The organism is Nocardia aurea (assembly GCF_003123685.1).
Classification (GTDB): domain Bacteria; phylum Actinomycetota; class Actinomycetes; order Mycobacteriales; family Mycobacteriaceae; genus Nocardia; species Nocardia aurea.
Map to the genome: position 1 here is coordinate 203,700 of NZ_QCYJ01000020.1, position 15,830 is coordinate 219,529.

Sequence of the window (15,830 nt, forward strand, 5' to 3'; positions counted from 1 at the left end):
TAGATACGCCGGACGGACCGGCGCGGTCGGCAGGGACATGTCCATCGCGGCCAGTGACCTCGTCAACGACGAGCACTATCTCGCCGACTTCATCGGCGCGGAGTTCGCCTCGATGATCGACACCCACTGCAGCGTCGAGATCACCGGCAGCTGAACCACATTCGGCCAGCAACGACCGGCCACCTTCATCCGTTTCGCCAAGCAGACAAGGAATTGCGAATGCCCGAATCCGATAAGCCCACCGAGATCGAACAGATCATGGGCCTGCTGGAGCCCACCCACGTCACGCCAACGTTCGAGGATCCGCCGGTCGCGGATTACGTCCACACCGACGACTGGTTCCAGTACGCGTTGCGGCACGCCGAACGCACCGACACGGTGACATTGACGCTCGCGCAGATGCAGAAGATCAACACCGATCTGCATGTCGGAGAGTTCAACACCACCCAGCTCGAGGCCGCAAACGGCATCCTCGATCGCATCATCAAGGCCGTCAGCGGGGTTCCGGCCGTTCGATCCATGCTGGAATCCGGTGACCTGCCCGCGGTGATCGACAGCGCCCTCGTCGTGCTGTCGGGGCAGATGGTGTTGTCGGTCGCGGGATTGAACGCGTTACTGCCCAGCCCGCTGACTACGGCCGAGGGCGACCAACTACGGAATTGGATTCCGTCCTCAAGTATCCGTGACGCTTTCTGCGAGAACGCCCGCGAGATCATCGAGCAGCGCCGCGACGAACTCGCCGAGGCGATCCCGCCCTTCGCCCTGCCGAGCCAGCTGGCTGGCGCGTTCCAGGACTGGAATTCGCTCAACGAGGTTCCCTCCAAGGTGATCGGGGCCGTCCTTGCGACGCTGTCGCAGTTCTGCGGGATGCGTATCGTCCGCGTCAGTGTCGAGGATCGGATGTACCTGCATTTCGAAGACCCGACCGGCATCCGCTTCTACTACGTGGAAGGCGATCTGCTGTTCTGGCTGCTCGGTCGCCGCAAGTCCGCGGGCTTGCCTGCGAATTGGGTGGGCGATCCGATTCACGAGATCCTGCCGAGCGATCTCATCAAGACCGGAATGTACGACTATGCCCTGCCCTCCCAGCCGGAACAGGTCGACCCGTGACAGCCATCGACCGCACCCGATTCCAGGTGGGCGACATGGTGGATGTCCGCCGGGTATACACCCCGCCGACCAGCCGCAGCCATGCCCAGCTCCGCGGCCAGCTGAGCCATATGGATGAGCACGGGTTCCGGCTCGACGGCGAAAGTCGCTGGTTGTGCTGGGATCCCGGCCGAAACATCGAGCAGACCATGACAAGGGTCGATCCCCGCGCGATCCGCTACGAGGAGTGAGAATGTACGGAATCTTCACCGCAGAGGCGTGCGTGGAAGCCCAGTTCCACACCGAGGCGCACGCCACAGCCAGGCGCGACGACCTAGTGGCCGCAGAATACCTCGACGACGAGCTGGAAGTCCACGAAACCTGCGACGAGCACTACGAGACACGCGCAGACGAGTGCGAGGACTGCGAAGAGCACGAGGACGAAGACCCGGACTGAATCGGCACAGCCCTACCACGTCGCAATCCCCGAACGGACTCGGGCACACGGCACTGGGCGCGTATCACCGGCAAAGACTTCGATCTCGCCGCCGCGCTGGGTAAGCCGGTCGCCGAGATCAACGAGGCCAACATGATCGAGAACCCGGCCGGATCCCTCGACGCCAGGACAAGCACCCCTTCCGAGCTGTGCTCGGCAACACATCACGCTGAATTGGGAAGCAGAATCGCTGAGCCTTCAGAGGTCGACCTATACGCTCTCGGCCTCCGCGATATCTCCCCCGGAACAACAGCGGCGACTGAGGGCGAGTCCAGCGCGTGCGGAGAGCAAGGTGCATGCTGAGATTCGGGCCGACCTGACGTCGATCGATGAAGGGCAGAATCGTCTGGATGCGGTGCGGCGACTGTCGGATATCCGGCAGTCGCAACAGTATTCGGAGTAGGAGATCGCATTCAATGCAGGACTATCGGGTGGAGCGTGCTGGTGATCGGCTGCTGGTCTGGGTAAACGATCGACCGGTCGGCGTCGTCTTGGAGCTGCTGTCGGGGTATGTGATGTTTACCAACCGTAACGACCAGGTCGCTGTTGGGGATGATCAGGACGAGGCGATCGGCGACTTGCTGAGGTGGGCCGCCGAGCACGACGGACCCGCCGCGGCCGGTACGACGTGATGAGTCCAGGGGGAGTTACCCAAGAAAAAACTGGAGAAACCTCCAGATTCGGGGATACGACCCTTAGAGTCAGCTGAGAGTTTTGTAGCGCTTCACAGCGGGGGGCACCGCCGTTCGCTCATACGTTCGATTAGGCTCGGCCGGGAAACCGAGCACGCAGGAGGGGTTGCGATGGAACCTGATGAGGTGGCGGCGTTTGTGGTAGCACGACCACGCCCGATCACGCACTACGACCGCCAGGGCCAGGTCGTCGATGCCAGCCGGTACGCCGAGTTGGTGGCCGACCCCACCTACCGGCTGGTGTTGGAGACCAGTTTCCCGGTGCGGGTGGTCACAACCTTCGATGGCGAATGGCAGGGGGTCGGTGCTCCTCAGCTGTTCCAAATCACCATCCACGGGGGCCAGTTCGACGGGTGGAGCCAGACCTGCGCCACCGAATCGTGCGCGCTGAGCTGCCACGGTCAAGTGGTCGACCGACAATGGGAGGGGACGGCATATGGCGCGAAAACCCACGATGCGTGAACTGAGGGACGAGGCGATCGAGCGTGACCGGCTTTTGGCGCGGCGTGACGCTTCGATCGCGGCGACACTGAAACTAGCCCAAGAGGCATTGGACCGCGGTGATATCTACGCCGCAAAGATGCATTCGCTCGATGTGGAAGCTCAGCTGGCATCGCGGGCATATCTGATGGGCCGGTCACTGCTCTGAGTGTGAAACAAGGGGGGCGGGTGAGGATCTGATCTACTCACCCGCCGCCCCTGTGTGCCTGGGCCGTTTGGTGCGGCCCGACCGGGGCTTCAGATCACCACCGGCGGCATATTCAGTTGTTATTCAGTTGTGCCCACGATTTTCTATCGTGGGTTTGCCTCCCGCTCGGAGACCGGGGTTTCGCGGACCCATAAATAACGTATCTCGACATTCACGGCCCGTCACGACTATTGGACCGGCCAGAGTTCGGAGATTCCGGCGGCGCGGACCAGTAGTCCGCGGGCATCTTCGAGCATGGAGTGTGCCCGCTCCTGTTTCTTGGTGGCGATGTCTTCGAGCATGGCGCGTAGTTGCTGGGACCGTTCGGCGTAGCACTGGGCCTGCAAGCTCATCAGCTGCGCGACATCGAGCTGACCGATCTCGGGGAAGCGTCGCGCCATCACCCAGGCCAGGCGTGCGGCGGCCAGGGCGTCGGCGTCGGCGGTGTGGGCCGCGCCCATCTTCACGCCGTAGACCGTAGCCACGTCGACCAGTTTGCGCTTCCCCTGACGGTGGGGGTCCACGTGTCGGTCGAGCACGAATGGGTCGACCATGGGGCCGACGGGTTTCGAATCCAGTTGCAGCCGAGCGGCTTCATGCGCGAGGACAGTTAGGTCGTAGCAGCCGTTGTAGGCGGCCACGATCCGCCCCTGACCCCACAATGTGTCCAGTGTGGCCTGGATCTGGATCATGCCGGTGCGGTAATCCAGGCCCTCGGCGCGGGCCTTCTCGGTCGAGATGCCGTGTACCGCAGTGGCGCCGGCGGGGATCTCGATACCGGGATCGAGCAGCCAGTGGTGCTCGATTTTGGCCGACCCGTTGATCACGCCGATGTAGGCGGTGACCACACGCGCGTCACGCGGGTCGGGACCGGTGGTCTCCAGATCGAATGCGGCCAGCGGCATCTGCGACCAGATCATGCGGTCTCCTCATCGGGCGCCTCGATGGGACGGTCGTCGTACTGCGGATAGCGCACGATGAAGTACGCGAGGGTGAACGCATGCCAGGCGACGGCGATGACGTGCAGCGCGCCGGTTTCCGGGTCGCGGTTCTGTCCGCCCCAAAACGCGTTGGCGTGACGGATCATCGCGTCGTACGCCAACGACCAGGAGTAGCCCTTGCGCCAGTTGTCGGCCGAATACTTCTGCGCGCCACGGCCATAGAGTTCGGCCAGCGCTTTCAGTGGCCCGGTCGGGATCAAGGAGAACTGGGCCAGCTTCTTACCCTTCACTCCCCCCGTCTCACTGGTGATCATCACGGCGGGATCCTCGGCGGAGGAAGAGCTGGGCGGGCTGGTGGGTAGCGGTGTCATCTAACTTCCGATCGAGAGTACGCCATAAGGAGAGATCGCAAATAGCTCTTGTCACAGGAACATTGGAGTGGCATGGACGATGTAGGCCACAACGGGGTGCGGGTCACTTCCAGGTGCACTACGCTTGCGCCATGCACGGAGATCTTCTCTGCTGCCACCCGAGATAGAGTCCCGCACCGGCTCCTCCAGGTGGCGTACAGCTCACGCCGGTGATACTGCGGGCACGCGTGTGCCCGTCAGGATTCCGTGGGATCACTGTCTACGTCGACAAGATCCCTCCGTGAGCCGGAGACTTTTCTTGACCTCCTTCTTTGTCGCATCCAATTCCGTGTGGCTCGTTCTGGGCCTTTTCGTGCTGTTCGCCCTGATGGCTGTTCCTGCTGCTTGGTGCGCGATCTTCTCGTCGAACGAAGCACGCCGGCGCGATGCTCTGGCAGTGCTGGCGGTGCTGCTGCGCAGCAGCAATACCGCCCCTGAAGCAACGCAGCCGCCCCCGCAGCTTCCCAGCACGAACAATCCCGCAGTGGGTGGCGAGGAAACTAATGTTCGACGGCCACCATCACATCGGGGGCGAGCACGATGATGCGGCCCGTATTCGTCTCCACCCGCACATAGCTGCTGTTGCGGATGACTGCGGCGATGATCTCGCGTCGACGCTTTCGAGTCTTGCTGTCGTCGTAGAAAAGGATGCGCCCGATCATGTCGTCCTGGAGCTGGTCGGCGCGGGTATCCATCGAGACCGTTTTCATGCGGTGGCCTCGCGATCGAACAGTGCCAGCGCCGCGGCGTACTGCGCGCTGAAATTCGGATTCACCGATCGGTCCAGCCACCCCTGCACTTCGGCTCGGGTATTGCGTTTCAGGGCGACGAGCAAGCCGGTGCCGTCGTTGAGGCGGATGTTGCCCATCACGTCACGGCCTGCGGAGAGGTTGTAGGTTTGTCCGGGCCGTTTCTCGCTCATGCCGCGATCGTGTTTCGGCGAGCGAGGGCTTGGCGGGCGCCGATGACACGGGCCTGCGGAATGGCCATGGCGCGCGCGATGTCGGCGACGTGGATGTCCTCGCGGGCGGCCAGGTATTCCAGGTATTGGGCGCGGTCGCGGCGGGCGATGGTGGGCTTCTTGCCCGCGATGACCTTGTCGACGATGTCGAGGTCCACGACAAAGGAGCGCGGTTCCAGCGGCAGGGCCATGATCCTGCGGGTGACCTTGTCTGAATACCGCTCGCGGTGCCCGCGCACGATGCGGCTCACAGTCAGCAGCGAGACGTCGGCGGCGTCGGCGATTTCTTCCTGGGTGTGATGCAGCGCGCGCAGGGCCTCGACGTGCTCGCGCAACTGCGGGCCGCTGTAACTCGACACATGCGGTGACAATGCCTCGATCGCGCGGTTGAGCTGCGGCACCAGTGCGGCGACCTCGTCGCGGAGCGCGATGAGGTCAACGCGCAACGCGGCGTTGTCGATCTCGACCATCGTGCGTCGTTCGATGTCGGCGGTGGCGGCGCGTAGGGCGTCGAGTTCTTCGATGGCGTAGGTCATGAGTCGTACCGATCTTCCAAGGCGTCGGGTAAGCGGTTGCTGAGTCCTCCGGCAGCGTGGGGTGCAAGTCCGGTGGAAGTGATGAGCAGGTATTCGGGCAGGGGATCGCTGGTGTGCGCGGTGAACAGGATCCAGTCGGTGGCCAGTTCGCCGCCGGTCTCGACCCGCACATAACGTCGGATGGCGGCTTCCAGTTGCGCTCGGGGACTGATCAGTTCAGCCACACGGTTCCCCTGTGCACTGGTGCGCCACTGCCAGCTCGATCTCGGCGGCCGGGTCGATCGGCTCGTGCAATCCCTCGACCAACAGCTCGTTGCAGTACGGGCAGCTGTAGGCGTATCCGTGTTCGGTCAGCTCGATCTCCTGGGCGGTGGTCAGCCGCTCATCGTCGAGGTAGTCGGTGTCGACGAACTCGGCCATGTCGTAGCGGGGCCAGCTGTCCCAGCAGAGGGTGAGCAGCGCGATGCCGAAGACCTTGATCGTGAAACGTGATCGGGTGCTGCTCATTTCGTCCTCGTCATGGTGGATTGGTGGGTGCCGATCAGGATTACGCTGCGCGGGTTGGCGCGATCGAGCTCGACGACGGCGAGTTGGGCGGTGCATTGCGAATCGTCGACCCATGCGATGCCGTTCCCGGCGTCGAGGACGTGTTTGGTGAGGTTGTCACCGTCGACGGTGTGCAAAGTGGAGCGGTAGAACACACACCCCACCGCGACGTTGCCGCGCAGCGGGGCGGGAATTGCGGCACGTAGGTAGGTCGCGGTGAGCGTTTCGAATTCGGCGTCGGCGCGATCACGGTAGGCGCGGTGTCCGCGGCCGAACCGGGGCCGGGCCTTGGGGTGTGGGTTGTGAGGGATGGTGATGATGTAGAGCGGGTTGACGATCGCAGCGGCGGCGTTGATGATCTCGGACGGGATCACAGCCGGACCTCCCCGCGAATCTTGACGAGCTTTTCCATCGCCCGGTTCCAGAATTTGGTGCCGCTGGTTTGTGGCACCGGAATGCCTGCCCACACATAGCCTCCGGCGTCGCGTTGGTGCTTCAGCGCATACGCTGCGCATTCGGCGACGGTGTCGCAACCACCGCATGCCTTTTCGAGGCGTTCGGCTTGCTGGTTGCTGCTGCCGCGGTTGTCGGCGTCGTAGAGTGACGGATCGGTGGCGGTTCTGCACTTGGAGCGAACCATCCAGTCGCGGTCATAGGTCGCCATAGCCGCCGGGTTCGAGTCGCAGGGCGCCGCGATCGAGAGCCTCACGCAGCCGGTGCATCGCCATCTGTACGGCGTCGTCGAGCCCGACGGATCTGCTCAAGACGAGCGAGAGGTCGTCGCAGGGGGTGGGGGCAGATTTTTCCATTGCTCGCCTCGAAGAGGGGGTGGACCGCCCCTGTCGCAGTTACGCCTCGCCGCTGAAAGGAGGGCGGCATCATGAGCGCACTTTCAATTCCCTGGTAGCGGGTGGAGTGACACCACGCGGGGGTGATATTGACGAACCAGGGCGGTCCGAGGAGTGGGTTAGAACGGGGGCTCGTCGTCGGGCGGCGCCGACGAACCTCTGTTGTCCCACGAGTCATCGGAGTTGTTGGACCGGCCGCCAGAGTTGTTGATGCCACTTCCGTTGCGTCTGTTGACCGCAGCCGTCGCATACTTCAACGACGCGCCGATCTCGTCGACCTCGAGTTCGATAACGGTGCGCTTCTCGCCGTCCTTCTCGTAGGAACGCTGTTTGAGGCGTCCGCTGGCGATGACACGCGCTCCCCTGGTGAGGCTTTCCGCGACATTTTCCGCGGCCTCTCGCCAGATGTTGCAGCGCAGGAACAGCGCTTCGCCGTCCTTCCAGTCGTTGCTGTTCTTGTCGAACACGCGTGGGGTGGAGGCGATGGTGAAGTTCGCTACGGCCGCACCTGCGGGCGTGAAGCGAAGTTCGGGATCGGCGGTGAGGTTGCCGATAACAGTGATGACTGTATCTCCGGCCATGAATTAGGGCTCCTAACTGGCGTTTCACCTAAGATAGCAGCTTATAACCCATGTGCTATATGACTATGTTAAGGCTTCATGGTCGACTCTCATTCCAACCGCCGCATCTGTCGGCGGCGTCGCGCATGGAGACCGTGGCCTTGATCGACCTCTGCGGAACGACCAGAACATGCCCGGATCGAGCCGGCGCACTGGTCGTGTCCGCCGAGGCTGGTACCGAACTGGGCGATGTCGAAAGGGAGCCACATCGACAGTTGGCGTCACCGGCAAGGTTCGCGACGTCCCCCGCAAGGACCTGGCGGTGACCGCGTCCTAAAGATGAGCCTGCCGGTGATGTCGGCGCGTCTGGCGAGACGCCGTTCATACTTGGCCGCCGATCTCGCGGTTCACGGTCTCGGCGAGAGCGGCGCAATGCCCCTCGCGGATGTAGGCCATGGTGTGGCGACCTTCGACGAGGTAGGCGGAGGCTTGGCCGATGACATCGGCGGTGTCGCGCCACGTCTCGGGCGACCACCAGCGCTGCCAACGCCGCTCGCGCGCCCTGGCGTCCAGCTTCTCGAACCACCTCTCCAGCCTGGTCGGGTCGATCGCGCTCCAGTACTCGGTGACATCGGCGATGAAACGCAGCGCCGACCCCTGCGGCAGCGCCGCGATCGGGTCACGCCGGGCCGCGGCGTGCCACACCGGAATCCCCTCGACGACCAGCGAGCCGGAAACCCCGTGGCCGCCGGGATCGCCGCCGAGCACGGTCGGGCCGGGCGGACGCAGTGGGCACGCGATCAGCGCCGCGCCGAGCACCTGGAGGTCGTTGCGTTCGCCGCGAGAGAGCTTGTGCGCCACCTGCGCGGCGATCCCCGCTCCCTGCGAATAGCCTGCCAACAGAACAGGATTCGGTGACGCGTAGATCGCGGACAGGAGTGCGTGGATGCCGATCTGCACCGAATCCCCATACGGTGTCGGCGTGCCATAGTCGGCCGGGTAGTCGATGAACGAGTACCGGAAACGGCGACGGTCCAGGGCGCGGCCGAAGGTTTCGGTAATCCCCTCGCCCTGCGGGAAGCCTGTACCGCCCATGATCAGAACGTCGATCACTGGACTGCACCTATTGGCACCCGATTTGATCGCAGAATATCCCCTGTGGCGACCCGGCGAAGCCCGCTGATGCGTGTGCTATCGTCCGAGTTGCCCAGAACGAAACTCCTCCGATCACTAGGAGTGAATACCAGAATCGACTCCTCGCCTCTGTGTGCGAGGTTCCATGACCTGTCGATCGGGTCGTGAGTCGTCTGTGTGTTCTTTCGGCCGGCGGCTCCGATCCCTGTTGATGAGAGCCGAGATATGCAACTTTCAAGCCTGGTGATCTGTCTTATTCTCATGCTGATCCTTGCAGTTCCGGCTATCAGCTCGCTGATAGCCGGAATCGCGCTCAATAGTTGGACGTCGGCATCGCGTACAGCGATTCTGACCGGTTCAGGTGCGACGTTCATCAGTGTGTTTGTGGCGGGGTTGTCCTTGATGGAAGCCGTGGCAGCGATGGGATAGCACGTCTGAGGCAGTTGCGCATTTGCCTCTGACTCGAGCGCAGGCAGGCGTCGTGGCACGTTGATCACCGGGCATCACCGGTGATCAACGGCAGACCGCCCATGACGCGGACCGCGCAGGCCGCCAGGGTCGGCGGCCCCAGGCACCATCGGAATCGTGGCTGTTCGGGGTTCCTCATGCCGGGGTCTCGGGCGGGGTGGCGTTCGCCGCGCTCTTGGCGTAGCTGCGCGAACCGCGGACGGGGATGATCATTACGCCCGCGCCCAGCACCGGACCGCCGACGGCGTACGAATCAGGATGAAATACCGGGTCGCCGATATCGTAATGGGTTATGTGAGTGCTCGATTCGGCGATAAGGCCACGTTCGTTGGCGTCGAAGCGCGAGGCGTTCTCGAAGATCAATTCAGGATCCGATCTTGGCGTAGTTGGGTCGCCACGGCAGGGTGACGATGACGTCACGCGCGCCGGTACGGTTCTTGGCGACGTGGAGTTCGACCTCGCCGGTCGGCAGGCCGTCCATGGTGGGGTGGTGCAGCAGCCAGGCACTGTCGCAGTCCTGTTCGATGTCACCGGTTTCACGCAGGTCCGACAGGACCGGTGCGCGGTTGGCGTGTTCGGGGCCGCGGTTGAGCTGGCAGGCGAGCACCACGGCCACCGACAGCTCCTTGGCCATGCGTACGGCTTCTTTCATGATGTGGCCCAACACTTCTCGGCGATCCCGCTTACCGCGGCTGGCACCGACCAGGCCGAGGTAGTCGATACACACCACGTCCAGACCGACAGCGGAGCGTTTCATCTGTCCGCTTATCGCGCGTATCTGCTCGACGTCGATCGTGGCTTGGTCCATCAGCCACAGCTGGGTCTCGTTGACGCGCCCTCTGCCGTACAGCTCGAGCTTGCGGCGGTCGTATTCGCCCACCTCGCGGCGGGTGATGGCGCCATAGTTGGCTTCGGCGCCCGAGGCCATCAGGCGCGAAGTCATTTCCAGCTCAGGCATTTCCAGCGAGAACATGATCGTCGGGTGCTGCCGCTCTCCGGTGTGTTGGGCGATGTTGAGCAGGCCGATGGTTTTGCCGCCGCCGGGCCGTCCCGCGATCACATACACCCGCCCCGGATGCAGGCCACCGGCGATGACCTCATTCAGGCGCTCCCAGGGCGTGGGGAAGATCCGTACCTGCTCTGGTGGCGCGTCGAGCCAGCGCCACCAGTCGGTGACGACCTCGGACAGCTTGCGCGGCCCCTCAGGCATCGGCTCGGCGATCGCGACGAACTCGTCGAGACCGCGACCGGCAGCGATATGGTCGGAGGCGTCCTTGCCGACGGCGGGACACACCATGCACCACTCGGCGTGGTCGGCGAGTAGTTCGGCGACCTGCTCGGCGTGCGCTAGACCAGCGGAGTCCATGTCGCGCACGATGATCACCGTCTTGCCGTGCAGCGGCGTCAGGTCGAACAGGTGCGCCTTGCCCGCACCCATCGCGGTGCAGGTGGCGACCGCGCCGAGCGATTCCATCGCGTGGACGTCTTTCTCGCCCTCGACGAAGAACACGATCGACGCCGCGGCGAGACGGTGCGCGCGATACAGCGAGCGACCGGCGGTGTTGCCGGACTGGTAGAACTTCTTGCCCGGGGTCCGGTTGACGATGCGATCGTCGTCGTATGTGTACTGGACGCCTTTGGGCGAGTCGAATAGATCCGACAGGGTGAGTCCGACAGCTTCCAGTACCGCCACAGTTTCGTCACTGTGACAGTGAATGAGGACTTGGCCCTCGATATTGCGGATCGACACCGATCGGTCGGCGGGCGAATGGCCGGGCGCCTGTGCGGTGGCGACACCCGACCCGCGTTCGACCACGATCAGACCGGCGTCGCGAAATGCGTCGACTACCCGCTCGAAAGCGATCACAGCGGTAGCTCCAAGGGCTCGCCGTTGCTCAGCGCCAGTGCGACCATTCGTGTGTGGTTTCGCGCGATCCATTTGCGGAACGCGGCGAGATGGAACTCGCGCAGCTTCTCGGCGTCGTCGACGTCGAAACCTTTCGGCGGATCGGGCGGAGACCATTCGATCCCGGTCAGATCCTGGATGGTGCGCGAGTACGGATGTACCGACCAGCGGTCGATGAACGCCTCGACCCGCTCCGGGGAACTGGTCACCGGCATGGTCCTGGTGATCGCGAGGATGTCGCCGGGCTTGATCGGGAACCGGTTCGGCTGGCGGTAGTAGTCCTTCACTGCCTGCACTGCTTCGGTGACACCGAGGTCTTGGCCCTCGAACAGCGCCGCCCATGCCTGCAAGCGCATCTTGGTCGGGGCGGGGATGGACTGGTCGATCGCCGCTGCCATCGCGTACGCGGCCGTGGCGATCTCGATGCTGGTGCTCATCGGACCTCGATCGCCGGATTGCCAGCCCAGGCCGACCCCATGGACAGCTCGCGCCCAAGGTCGAACACCGCGGCGACCTTGTCCTCCGCGCTCACGCTGGCGATCGCGGCACGCTTGTGCGGCAGTGGAGCGTCGGCCCACCGCTCACCATTGAGCCAGGTCGCACCATGCGGGGTATAGGCGTCCTCGCGGTTGGTATCCTGGACATAGGCTCGCGTCGCCGACATCAGCGCGTCGAATCCGATCTTGGCACGCGCACGCGGGAATGCCTTCGCCGCCGCGGCGCGGGCCTGCTTGCGCGGCCACAGCTTCCACCATTCGGCGAACTCCCGATCCTCGCCTCCGCTGCGAGCTGTCCGCGACCGGCCGGCCGTGAGCAGTGGGCGCACCGACTCGCCCTGGACCGCGATCAAGCTCTTGTCGATCAGCTTCTGTGTGAGTGCGTCGTCGACGTCCACCTTCCAGGCGCTCAGCGGCATCGTATCGGTCTGGTTGCGGCCCAGGTAGATCCATAGGTCGACCAGTGCGATATAGCCGAGGTCGTCGATGCCGGAGTAGGCGGGGCCGTCGGGGAAGTCGTCGGGGATGAAGATCTTCATGCCGCGGCGACCAGCTGGCGCCGTCGCGGACGCGCGTTCCTGGCGTTGTCGAGAGCCTTCGCGATTTCCCCTTTGCGGCCGTTCGAGGACCGGCACGGCTTGTGGAAGGGGTCGTCGATGTTCTCGTCGTCCCATTCCAGCGGCAAGGTCCAGCGGCGTTCCGCGCCGAGCTGCCGGGCGGCGGCCGAGCGCCCGATTTCGAGCTGCATGACGTCGAAGGTCTTCCTGATCTTCGTGTCCGTGCTCGGCGTGACGACACCTTGGCGGCCCGAGGCGATGGCGGCGATCTCAGCCATCGACAGGCGTGCACGAGCGGCGATGACCGGCACGCTGTGACCGGCCGCGATCAACGCCCGCACCCGACGCCGCGACCCGAGCGCGTCGAGCATCCCCGCCGGGATCGTCATGGCTGCCGCAGTGACGCGCAGCAACTGCTCCTCGGACTGTTTGGAGATCCGTTGGGTCTTGCCCTGCAATATGCCGATAACCGTTTGGCGTGCGACACCGGAATCCCGCGAGATGCGTTTACGGCTGGTGTTGTTCGCGATCAGATATTCCAAATGAGCGCGCGCTTTGTCGGTGGGGACGCCGATGGTGCCAGCCATGTTCGAAACCTCCATTTGGGCATGGCGAATCAGCGCGGCACACGACCTGGGAACACAAGGTGTGCGCCGCGCCGAAAAGGGGTTGGGGACAGCAGAGAAGGTGGTGCGGGCTTACTTCGGGTCGTGCCCGTACAGCCAGCGTTTGAGTTCTTCGGGCTTGATGACCTTGGCCCGACCGATCTTCAGATAGCCCAGCTCGTTGCGTTTGACCGCGTCCTGAATACGACGCACATGAAGACCCGCCGCCTCGGCGGCTGCCTCGAAGGAGTAGGCCAGTGGTTCGGCCATCACGGCTCCTCGATGATCAGGTCGGTCACATCACCGGTGACACGCAGATCCACCGCCGATGTCGAGACGAACCGTTCGAGTTCGCGTACCGCCACCTTCTGATGCATCGGTGCGCGGGGGTTCTGCCACGGCGAGGTCGAGGCGTCGGTCTTGTGCCCCTTGGCTTTCGCTCCGGCGATCATTGCCGGAGTCGCCTCGGCGATGGTGCTGGTCGAACCGTCGCGATGAACGGCGTAGGCGTAGGCGCGAACGGGCTCACCGCGGTCGCCGGCTGCCTGCTTATGCCGAGGGCGCTCGTCCACGTTGACGTCGAAGGCATATTCGTCGTTGGCGTAGACCGGCGCGACGACGACCTTCGCGTAGAGAGCCGACCGCAAGATCCGTTGCAGGATTCCCTTGTAGTCCTCCCAGCCCTCGATCGCCTGCCCCTTCGGCACCAAGTGGAACAGCCCCGAGCCGGGCTCATGGCCGAGCTGGGCGCACTTCATCAGCGCCTTGAGTGCCGACGCGCCGCGATCGCGACGAAAGATGTCGAGCAGTCCCGCGCTGGCATTGATCGCGCTCTCGGCCAGGCGCAGCCAGCGGTCGAGGTTGATGGTGGGCGGCAGCACCTGCGCGAACGCGTCACGATGACGGTCCAGCACGATACGGGGGGTGACCTTCTGGGCGTCGGCCGCGGCGCTGATGGACTCGCTCATGCGGCGGCATCCGGGGCGCTTTTGCTGGCGGGCTGGAAGCTCACGTAAACCGTGGTCCCGCGTGAGGAGGCGTCGAACCTGCCGTCCTGGTCTTCGACGAACGCGACGTATTTGCCGTTACGGATCGCGTTGGCCAGAGAGCTGGCGGCGCCAGCGGTTTCGAGTTCGGCGAGGATGCCGTACTCGAACGGTCGTCGGCGAATCTCGGCGGCCTCCTTCACATACTTCGCCGGTCGGCCTCCGCGCTCGGCGCGCGGCGGGAGTTCTTTGACGAACGGGATCACTGTCAGCTGCCCTTCTTGATGCTGGAGATGTCGGAGAAATCGGGTCTCTTGGCGGACTTGACGAACGGGTCGCCGCCTTTCGCGGGACGCTGGCGGTATGCGACCTTCTGGGCTCCGCAGTCTGCGCGCCAGGCATAGCCCATGGCCTTGGTCATGCGGCTGCGCAGGCCGGTCAGTTCCTCTTCGGCGTCTCGGAAGCGGCCGGTGACCTCCCACCACTCGTCAGCCAACTCGGCGGGGATCTGGACGACGCTGCTGTCGATCATGGGATGGAGGTAGCGCAGCGCCGAGTAGGTCGCGGAGTGGTCGTCGAGGTCGGGTTCTTCCTCGGCGGCAAGTGATTCCATGAATGCGCGCCCGGCGCCGAGCAAGGTCTCGAAGTCCTCCTCGGATGGCTCGAACCTGTAGGTGCGCCAGTCACCGACACCGAACACCACGCGTATCCACAGCCCGCGCAGACCCATAACCATGCAATACCAGGCGACCTGGGTCTTGTAGTAGATCGGGATCTGGTCGGTGCCTTCCGGCCCCCATTTGTCGTCGCGTACCGCGCATTTGATCTCGAGGCCGTCGACGAGGTTGCCGCGGTAGTCGAAGATGAGCCCGTCGGGGTTGGCGACCATCCAGGGCCAGTCGATATGGCGGTAGGTGGTGCCGGTGGTCATGGTGTGTCCGGCGGGCAGCAGGTTCTCGGCGTAGTGCTGGTAGATGACGGGCTCGAAGAGGCTGCCCATGCGCATGTATTCGTTTTCCCGGACGGGGGGCAGCAGATCCTTCTTGCGCCACCACAGCGTCCAGTGCGATTCCCACGGGTTGACGCCCAAGACCGCTGAGATCTCGCTGCCGCCCAAGCCGTTGGCCCGTGCAGCGTGCCACTGTTCGGAGCCCGCGGCGAAGGTGCCGAGGGGTATCGCAGTGCGATTCAGGATGGATGTCTGGGATGTCACGATGTTCGCTGGTTCATCAATCTGTCGCCGGTTACTGACTCATACATTATTACATCATGAGTCATGAGACGAGCAACAGCGCTAGCGACCTGCGTAGTTGATTCATCAAGCTACTGGCGGGTACATCCACCGAAGAGGACGTAGCCTGCCCGAACAGGGATAGCCGAGGGGAATCCAGTGGGAACCGGTCTGTCTCAAACCAACAAAATTCGCTGAGGTATATATGCGTGAGGTAACCTGATTGCAGCAATCCAGCAGTTGGTTCTACAGAAAGGGTCCAGCCATGGCACGAGGAGATTTCGCGCCCGAGCCGTGGGCATCGCGCATGACGGAAAAGGGCCTGGTCAACCCCCGCACCGGCAAGCCGTCGATGCGCGAACTGGCCGGCGCCGCGGGGCTTGCCCCCGCCACCGTGCAGCGCCTGATCGGGGCCACCGCCACAGGGTCGGGCCATCGCAATACGCCGGACACCAAGACCATCAACAAGCTCGCGCAAGCCCTCGAGCTTTCGACAGACACAATCCGCGATTGGTTTGCGATCGAAGGCGAGGACTGGGAACCACCCTCCGGCATGAACGTCTTAACCCAGGATGACCTCATGACCGTCGACGCGGTCATACTCCGACTCATCGCGATGCGCCGCCAGCTCAACACTCAGGCGGATCAACTCGCCGCCGTCTAGCCTCTGGACGACGAT

At 63.9% G+C, this 15,830-nt stretch carries 29 protein-coding genes; 8 read left to right on the forward strand and 21 right to left on the reverse strand.

The genetic code is table 11. The features are described from left to right. Positions 1-219 precede the first annotated feature (219 nt). From DAT37_RS06115 to DAT37_RS06140, 6 genes are all read left to right on the forward strand, one after another. Positions 220-1,110 (forward strand): hypothetical protein, encoded by an 891-nt coding sequence (locus tag DAT37_RS06115; protein WP_109523710.1) that lies wholly within the window; start codon positions 220-222, stop codon positions 1,108-1,110. Next, positions 1,107-1,340 carry a hypothetical protein gene (locus DAT37_RS06120; RefSeq protein ID WP_109523711.1) on the forward strand — a complete coding sequence of 78 codons (234 nt, stop codon included), beginning with the start codon at positions 1,107-1,109 and terminating at the stop codon, positions 1,338-1,340. The genes DAT37_RS06115 and DAT37_RS06120 overlap by 4 nt, the downstream gene beginning before the upstream one ends. 2 nt (positions 1,341-1,342) lie before the next feature. After that, positions 1,343-1,546, forward strand: a complete 204-nt coding sequence (locus DAT37_RS06125; RefSeq protein WP_109523712.1) for a hypothetical protein — start codon at positions 1,343-1,345, stop codon at positions 1,544-1,546. 455 nt (positions 1,547-2,001) lie between these two features. Next, positions 2,002-2,217 (forward strand): hypothetical protein, encoded by a 216-nt coding sequence (locus DAT37_RS06130; RefSeq protein ID WP_109523713.1) that lies wholly within the window; start codon positions 2,002-2,004, stop codon positions 2,215-2,217. Positions 2,218-2,388: 171 nt separating this feature from the next. Beyond that, the gene (locus DAT37_RS06135) at positions 2,389-2,739 is read left to right on the forward strand and encodes a hypothetical protein (RefSeq protein WP_109523714.1); all 351 of its coding nucleotides are present in this window, start codon (positions 2,389-2,391) and stop codon (positions 2,737-2,739) included. Next, on the forward strand, positions 2,732-2,926 hold the full coding sequence (locus tag DAT37_RS06140; protein WP_157978329.1) for a hypothetical protein: 195 nt from the start codon (positions 2,732-2,734) through the stop codon (positions 2,924-2,926). Before DAT37_RS06135 ends, DAT37_RS06140 begins: the two co-directional genes overlap by 8 nt. Before the next feature lie 227 nt (positions 2,927-3,153). Here the strand turns inward: DAT37_RS06140 and DAT37_RS06145 are convergent, their stop codons facing one another. The 12 genes from DAT37_RS06145 to DAT37_RS06195 form a co-directional block, all read right to left on the reverse strand. Continuing rightward, complete coding sequence (locus tag DAT37_RS06145) at positions 3,154-3,885, reverse strand: exonuclease domain-containing protein (RefSeq protein ID WP_109523716.1); 732 nt, start codon at positions 3,883-3,885, stop codon at positions 3,154-3,156. Further along, positions 3,882-4,277 (reverse strand): dATP/dGTP diphosphohydrolase domain-containing protein, encoded by a 396-nt coding sequence (locus DAT37_RS06150; protein ID WP_109523717.1) that lies wholly within the window; start codon positions 4,275-4,277, stop codon positions 3,882-3,884. The genes DAT37_RS06145 and DAT37_RS06150 overlap by 4 nt, the downstream gene beginning before the upstream one ends. Positions 4,278-4,816: 539 nt before the next feature. After that, positions 4,817-5,026, reverse strand: a complete 210-nt coding sequence (locus tag DAT37_RS06155; protein WP_109523718.1) for a hypothetical protein — start codon at positions 5,024-5,026, stop codon at positions 4,817-4,819. Further along, positions 5,023-5,238 carry a hypothetical protein gene (locus DAT37_RS06160; protein WP_109523719.1) on the reverse strand — a complete coding sequence of 72 codons (216 nt, stop codon included), beginning with the start codon at positions 5,236-5,238 and terminating at the stop codon, positions 5,023-5,025. Before DAT37_RS06160 ends, DAT37_RS06155 begins: the two co-directional genes overlap by 4 nt. Further along, positions 5,235-5,813, reverse strand: a complete 579-nt coding sequence (locus tag DAT37_RS06165; RefSeq protein ID WP_109523720.1) for a LacI family DNA-binding transcriptional regulator — start codon at positions 5,811-5,813, stop codon at positions 5,235-5,237. The genes DAT37_RS06160 and DAT37_RS06165 overlap by 4 nt, the downstream gene beginning before the upstream one ends. After that, positions 5,810-6,037 carry a hypothetical protein gene (locus DAT37_RS06170; RefSeq protein WP_109523721.1) on the reverse strand — a complete coding sequence of 76 codons (228 nt, stop codon included), beginning with the start codon at positions 6,035-6,037 and terminating at the stop codon, positions 5,810-5,812. Before DAT37_RS06170 ends, DAT37_RS06165 begins: the two co-directional genes overlap by 4 nt. Continuing rightward, a complete protein-coding gene (locus DAT37_RS06175) occupies positions 6,030-6,320 on the reverse strand; it encodes a hypothetical protein (RefSeq protein ID WP_109523722.1) in 291 nt (96 codons plus the stop codon). Before DAT37_RS06175 ends, DAT37_RS06170 begins: the two co-directional genes overlap by 8 nt. Then, on the reverse strand, positions 6,317-6,733 hold the full coding sequence (locus tag DAT37_RS06180) for a RusA family crossover junction endodeoxyribonuclease (protein WP_157978330.1): 417 nt from the start codon (positions 6,731-6,733) through the stop codon (positions 6,317-6,319). The genes DAT37_RS06175 and DAT37_RS06180 overlap by 4 nt, the downstream gene beginning before the upstream one ends. Then, entirely contained in the window at positions 6,730-7,023 is a 294-nt protein-coding gene (locus DAT37_RS06185; protein ID WP_157978331.1) for a WhiB family transcriptional regulator, read from the reverse strand. Before DAT37_RS06185 ends, DAT37_RS06180 begins: the two co-directional genes overlap by 4 nt. Beyond that, positions 7,010-7,168, reverse strand: a complete 159-nt coding sequence (locus DAT37_RS43910; RefSeq protein WP_157978332.1) for a hypothetical protein — start codon at positions 7,166-7,168, stop codon at positions 7,010-7,012. The genes DAT37_RS06185 and DAT37_RS43910 overlap by 14 nt, the downstream gene beginning before the upstream one ends. Positions 7,169-7,326: 158 nt before the next feature. Further along, positions 7,327-7,788, reverse strand: a complete 462-nt coding sequence (locus tag DAT37_RS06190; protein ID WP_109523725.1) for a single-stranded DNA-binding protein — start codon at positions 7,786-7,788, stop codon at positions 7,327-7,329. 360 nt (positions 7,789-8,148) lie between these two features. Continuing rightward, positions 8,149-8,880: an alpha/beta fold hydrolase gene (locus DAT37_RS06195; protein WP_109523726.1), complete on the reverse strand. Its 732-nt coding sequence runs from the start codon at positions 8,878-8,880 to the stop codon at positions 8,149-8,151. A gap of 246 nt (positions 8,881-9,126) precedes the next feature. On the opposite strand from DAT37_RS06195, the gene DAT37_RS06200 reads away from it, so the two are divergent. After that, positions 9,127-9,330: a hypothetical protein gene (locus DAT37_RS06200; RefSeq protein WP_109523727.1), complete on the forward strand. Its 204-nt coding sequence runs from the start codon at positions 9,127-9,129 to the stop codon at positions 9,328-9,330. Between the two features lie 174 nt (positions 9,331-9,504). Here the strand turns inward: DAT37_RS06200 and DAT37_RS06205 are convergent, their stop codons facing one another. From DAT37_RS06205 to DAT37_RS06240, 9 genes are all read right to left on the reverse strand, one after another. Beyond that, positions 9,505-9,732: a hypothetical protein gene (locus tag DAT37_RS06205; RefSeq protein ID WP_109523728.1), complete on the reverse strand. Its 228-nt coding sequence runs from the start codon at positions 9,730-9,732 to the stop codon at positions 9,505-9,507. Between the two features lies 1 nt (position 9,733). Continuing rightward, a complete protein-coding gene (locus DAT37_RS06210; protein WP_157978333.1) occupies positions 9,734-11,236 on the reverse strand; it encodes a DnaB-like helicase C-terminal domain-containing protein in 1,503 nt (500 codons plus the stop codon). Further along, complete coding sequence (locus DAT37_RS43915; RefSeq protein WP_157978334.1) at positions 11,233-11,712, reverse strand: hypothetical protein; 480 nt, start codon at positions 11,710-11,712, stop codon at positions 11,233-11,235. Before DAT37_RS43915 ends, DAT37_RS06210 begins: the two co-directional genes overlap by 4 nt. Further along, positions 11,709-12,311 (reverse strand): hypothetical protein, encoded by a 603-nt coding sequence (locus DAT37_RS06215; protein ID WP_109523730.1) that lies wholly within the window; start codon positions 12,309-12,311, stop codon positions 11,709-11,711. The genes DAT37_RS43915 and DAT37_RS06215 overlap by 4 nt, the downstream gene beginning before the upstream one ends. Further along, a complete protein-coding gene (locus tag DAT37_RS06220; protein ID WP_109523731.1) occupies positions 12,308-12,916 on the reverse strand; it encodes a hypothetical protein in 609 nt (202 codons plus the stop codon). The genes DAT37_RS06215 and DAT37_RS06220 overlap by 4 nt, the downstream gene beginning before the upstream one ends. 111 nt (positions 12,917-13,027) lie before the next feature. Further along, a complete protein-coding gene (locus DAT37_RS06225) occupies positions 13,028-13,204 on the reverse strand; it encodes a helix-turn-helix domain-containing protein (protein ID WP_109523732.1) in 177 nt (58 codons plus the stop codon). Further along, positions 13,204-13,902 carry a recombinase RecT gene (locus DAT37_RS06230; RefSeq protein ID WP_109523733.1) on the reverse strand — a complete coding sequence of 233 codons (699 nt, stop codon included), beginning with the start codon at positions 13,900-13,902 and terminating at the stop codon, positions 13,204-13,206. Before DAT37_RS06230 ends, DAT37_RS06225 begins: the two co-directional genes overlap by 1 nt. Next, a complete protein-coding gene (locus tag DAT37_RS06235) occupies positions 13,899-14,186 on the reverse strand; it encodes a hypothetical protein (RefSeq protein ID WP_109523734.1) in 288 nt (95 codons plus the stop codon). The genes DAT37_RS06230 and DAT37_RS06235 overlap by 4 nt, the downstream gene beginning before the upstream one ends. A gap of 2 nt (positions 14,187-14,188) precedes the next feature. Then, on the reverse strand, positions 14,189-15,133 hold the full coding sequence (locus DAT37_RS06240; protein WP_157978335.1) for a YqaJ viral recombinase family nuclease: 945 nt from the start codon (positions 15,131-15,133) through the stop codon (positions 14,189-14,191). 283 nt (positions 15,134-15,416) lie between these two features. On the opposite strand from DAT37_RS06240, the gene DAT37_RS06245 reads away from it, so the two are divergent. Then, complete coding sequence (locus DAT37_RS06245; protein ID WP_157978336.1) at positions 15,417-15,815, forward strand: hypothetical protein; 399 nt, start codon at positions 15,417-15,419, stop codon at positions 15,813-15,815. Positions 15,816-15,830 lie beyond the last annotated feature (15 nt).

Excerpts from the sequence above, each read along its gene's own strand:
- DAT37_RS06115 (WP_109523710.1), top strand. The coding sequence starts at position 220 with ATGCCCGAATCCGATAAGCCCACCGAGATCGAACAGATCATGGGCCTG.
- DAT37_RS06125 (WP_109523712.1), top strand. The coding sequence starts at position 1,343 with ATGTACGGAATCTTCACCGCAGAGGCGTGCGTGGAAGCCCAGTTCCAC.
- DAT37_RS06130 (WP_109523713.1), top strand. The coding sequence starts at position 2,002 with ATGCAGGACTATCGGGTGGAGCGTGCTGGTGATCGGCTGCTGGTCTGG.
- DAT37_RS06135 (WP_109523714.1), top strand. The coding sequence starts at position 2,389 with ATGGAACCTGATGAGGTGGCGGCGTTTGTGGTAGCACGACCACGCCCG.
- DAT37_RS06140 (WP_157978329.1), top strand. The coding sequence starts at position 2,732 with ATGCGTGAACTGAGGGACGAGGCGATCGAGCGTGACCGGCTTTTGGCG.
- DAT37_RS06145 (WP_109523716.1), bottom strand. The coding sequence starts at position 3,885 with ATGATCTGGTCGCAGATGCCGCTGGCCGCATTCGATCTGGAGACCACC.
- DAT37_RS06150 (WP_109523717.1), bottom strand. The coding sequence starts at position 4,277 with ATGACACCGCTACCCACCAGCCCGCCCAGCTCTTCCTCCGCCGAGGAT.
- DAT37_RS06155 (WP_109523718.1), bottom strand. The coding sequence starts at position 5,026 with ATGAAAACGGTCTCGATGGATACCCGCGCCGACCAGCTCCAGGACGAC.
- DAT37_RS06160 (WP_109523719.1), bottom strand. The coding sequence starts at position 5,238 with ATGAGCGAGAAACGGCCCGGACAAACCTACAACCTCTCCGCAGGCCGT.
- DAT37_RS06165 (WP_109523720.1), bottom strand. The coding sequence starts at position 5,813 with ATGACCTACGCCATCGAAGAACTCGACGCCCTACGCGCCGCCACCGCC.
- DAT37_RS06175 (WP_109523722.1), bottom strand. The coding sequence starts at position 6,320 with ATGAGCAGCACCCGATCACGTTTCACGATCAAGGTCTTCGGCATCGCG.
- DAT37_RS06185 (WP_157978331.1), bottom strand. The coding sequence starts at position 7,023 with ATGGCGACCTATGACCGCGACTGGATGGTTCGCTCCAAGTGCAGAACC.
- DAT37_RS43910 (WP_157978332.1), bottom strand. The coding sequence starts at position 7,168 with ATGGAAAAATCTGCCCCCACCCCCTGCGACGACCTCTCGCTCGTCTTG.
- DAT37_RS06190 (WP_109523725.1), bottom strand. The coding sequence starts at position 7,788 with ATGGCCGGAGATACAGTCATCACTGTTATCGGCAACCTCACCGCCGAT.
- DAT37_RS06200 (WP_109523727.1), top strand. The coding sequence starts at position 9,127 with ATGCAACTTTCAAGCCTGGTGATCTGTCTTATTCTCATGCTGATCCTT.
- DAT37_RS43915 (WP_157978334.1), bottom strand. The coding sequence starts at position 11,712 with ATGAGCACCAGCATCGAGATCGCCACGGCCGCGTACGCGATGGCAGCG.
- DAT37_RS06215 (WP_109523730.1), bottom strand. The coding sequence starts at position 12,311 with ATGAAGATCTTCATCCCCGACGACTTCCCCGACGGCCCCGCCTACTCC.
- DAT37_RS06220 (WP_109523731.1), bottom strand. The coding sequence starts at position 12,916 with ATGGCTGGCACCATCGGCGTCCCCACCGACAAAGCGCGCGCTCATTTG.
- DAT37_RS06225 (WP_109523732.1), bottom strand. The coding sequence starts at position 13,204 with ATGGCCGAACCACTGGCCTACTCCTTCGAGGCAGCCGCCGAGGCGGCG.
- DAT37_RS06230 (WP_109523733.1), bottom strand. The coding sequence starts at position 13,902 with ATGAGCGAGTCCATCAGCGCCGCGGCCGACGCCCAGAAGGTCACCCCC.
- DAT37_RS06245 (WP_157978336.1), top strand. The coding sequence starts at position 15,417 with ATGGCACGAGGAGATTTCGCGCCCGAGCCGTGGGCATCGCGCATGACG.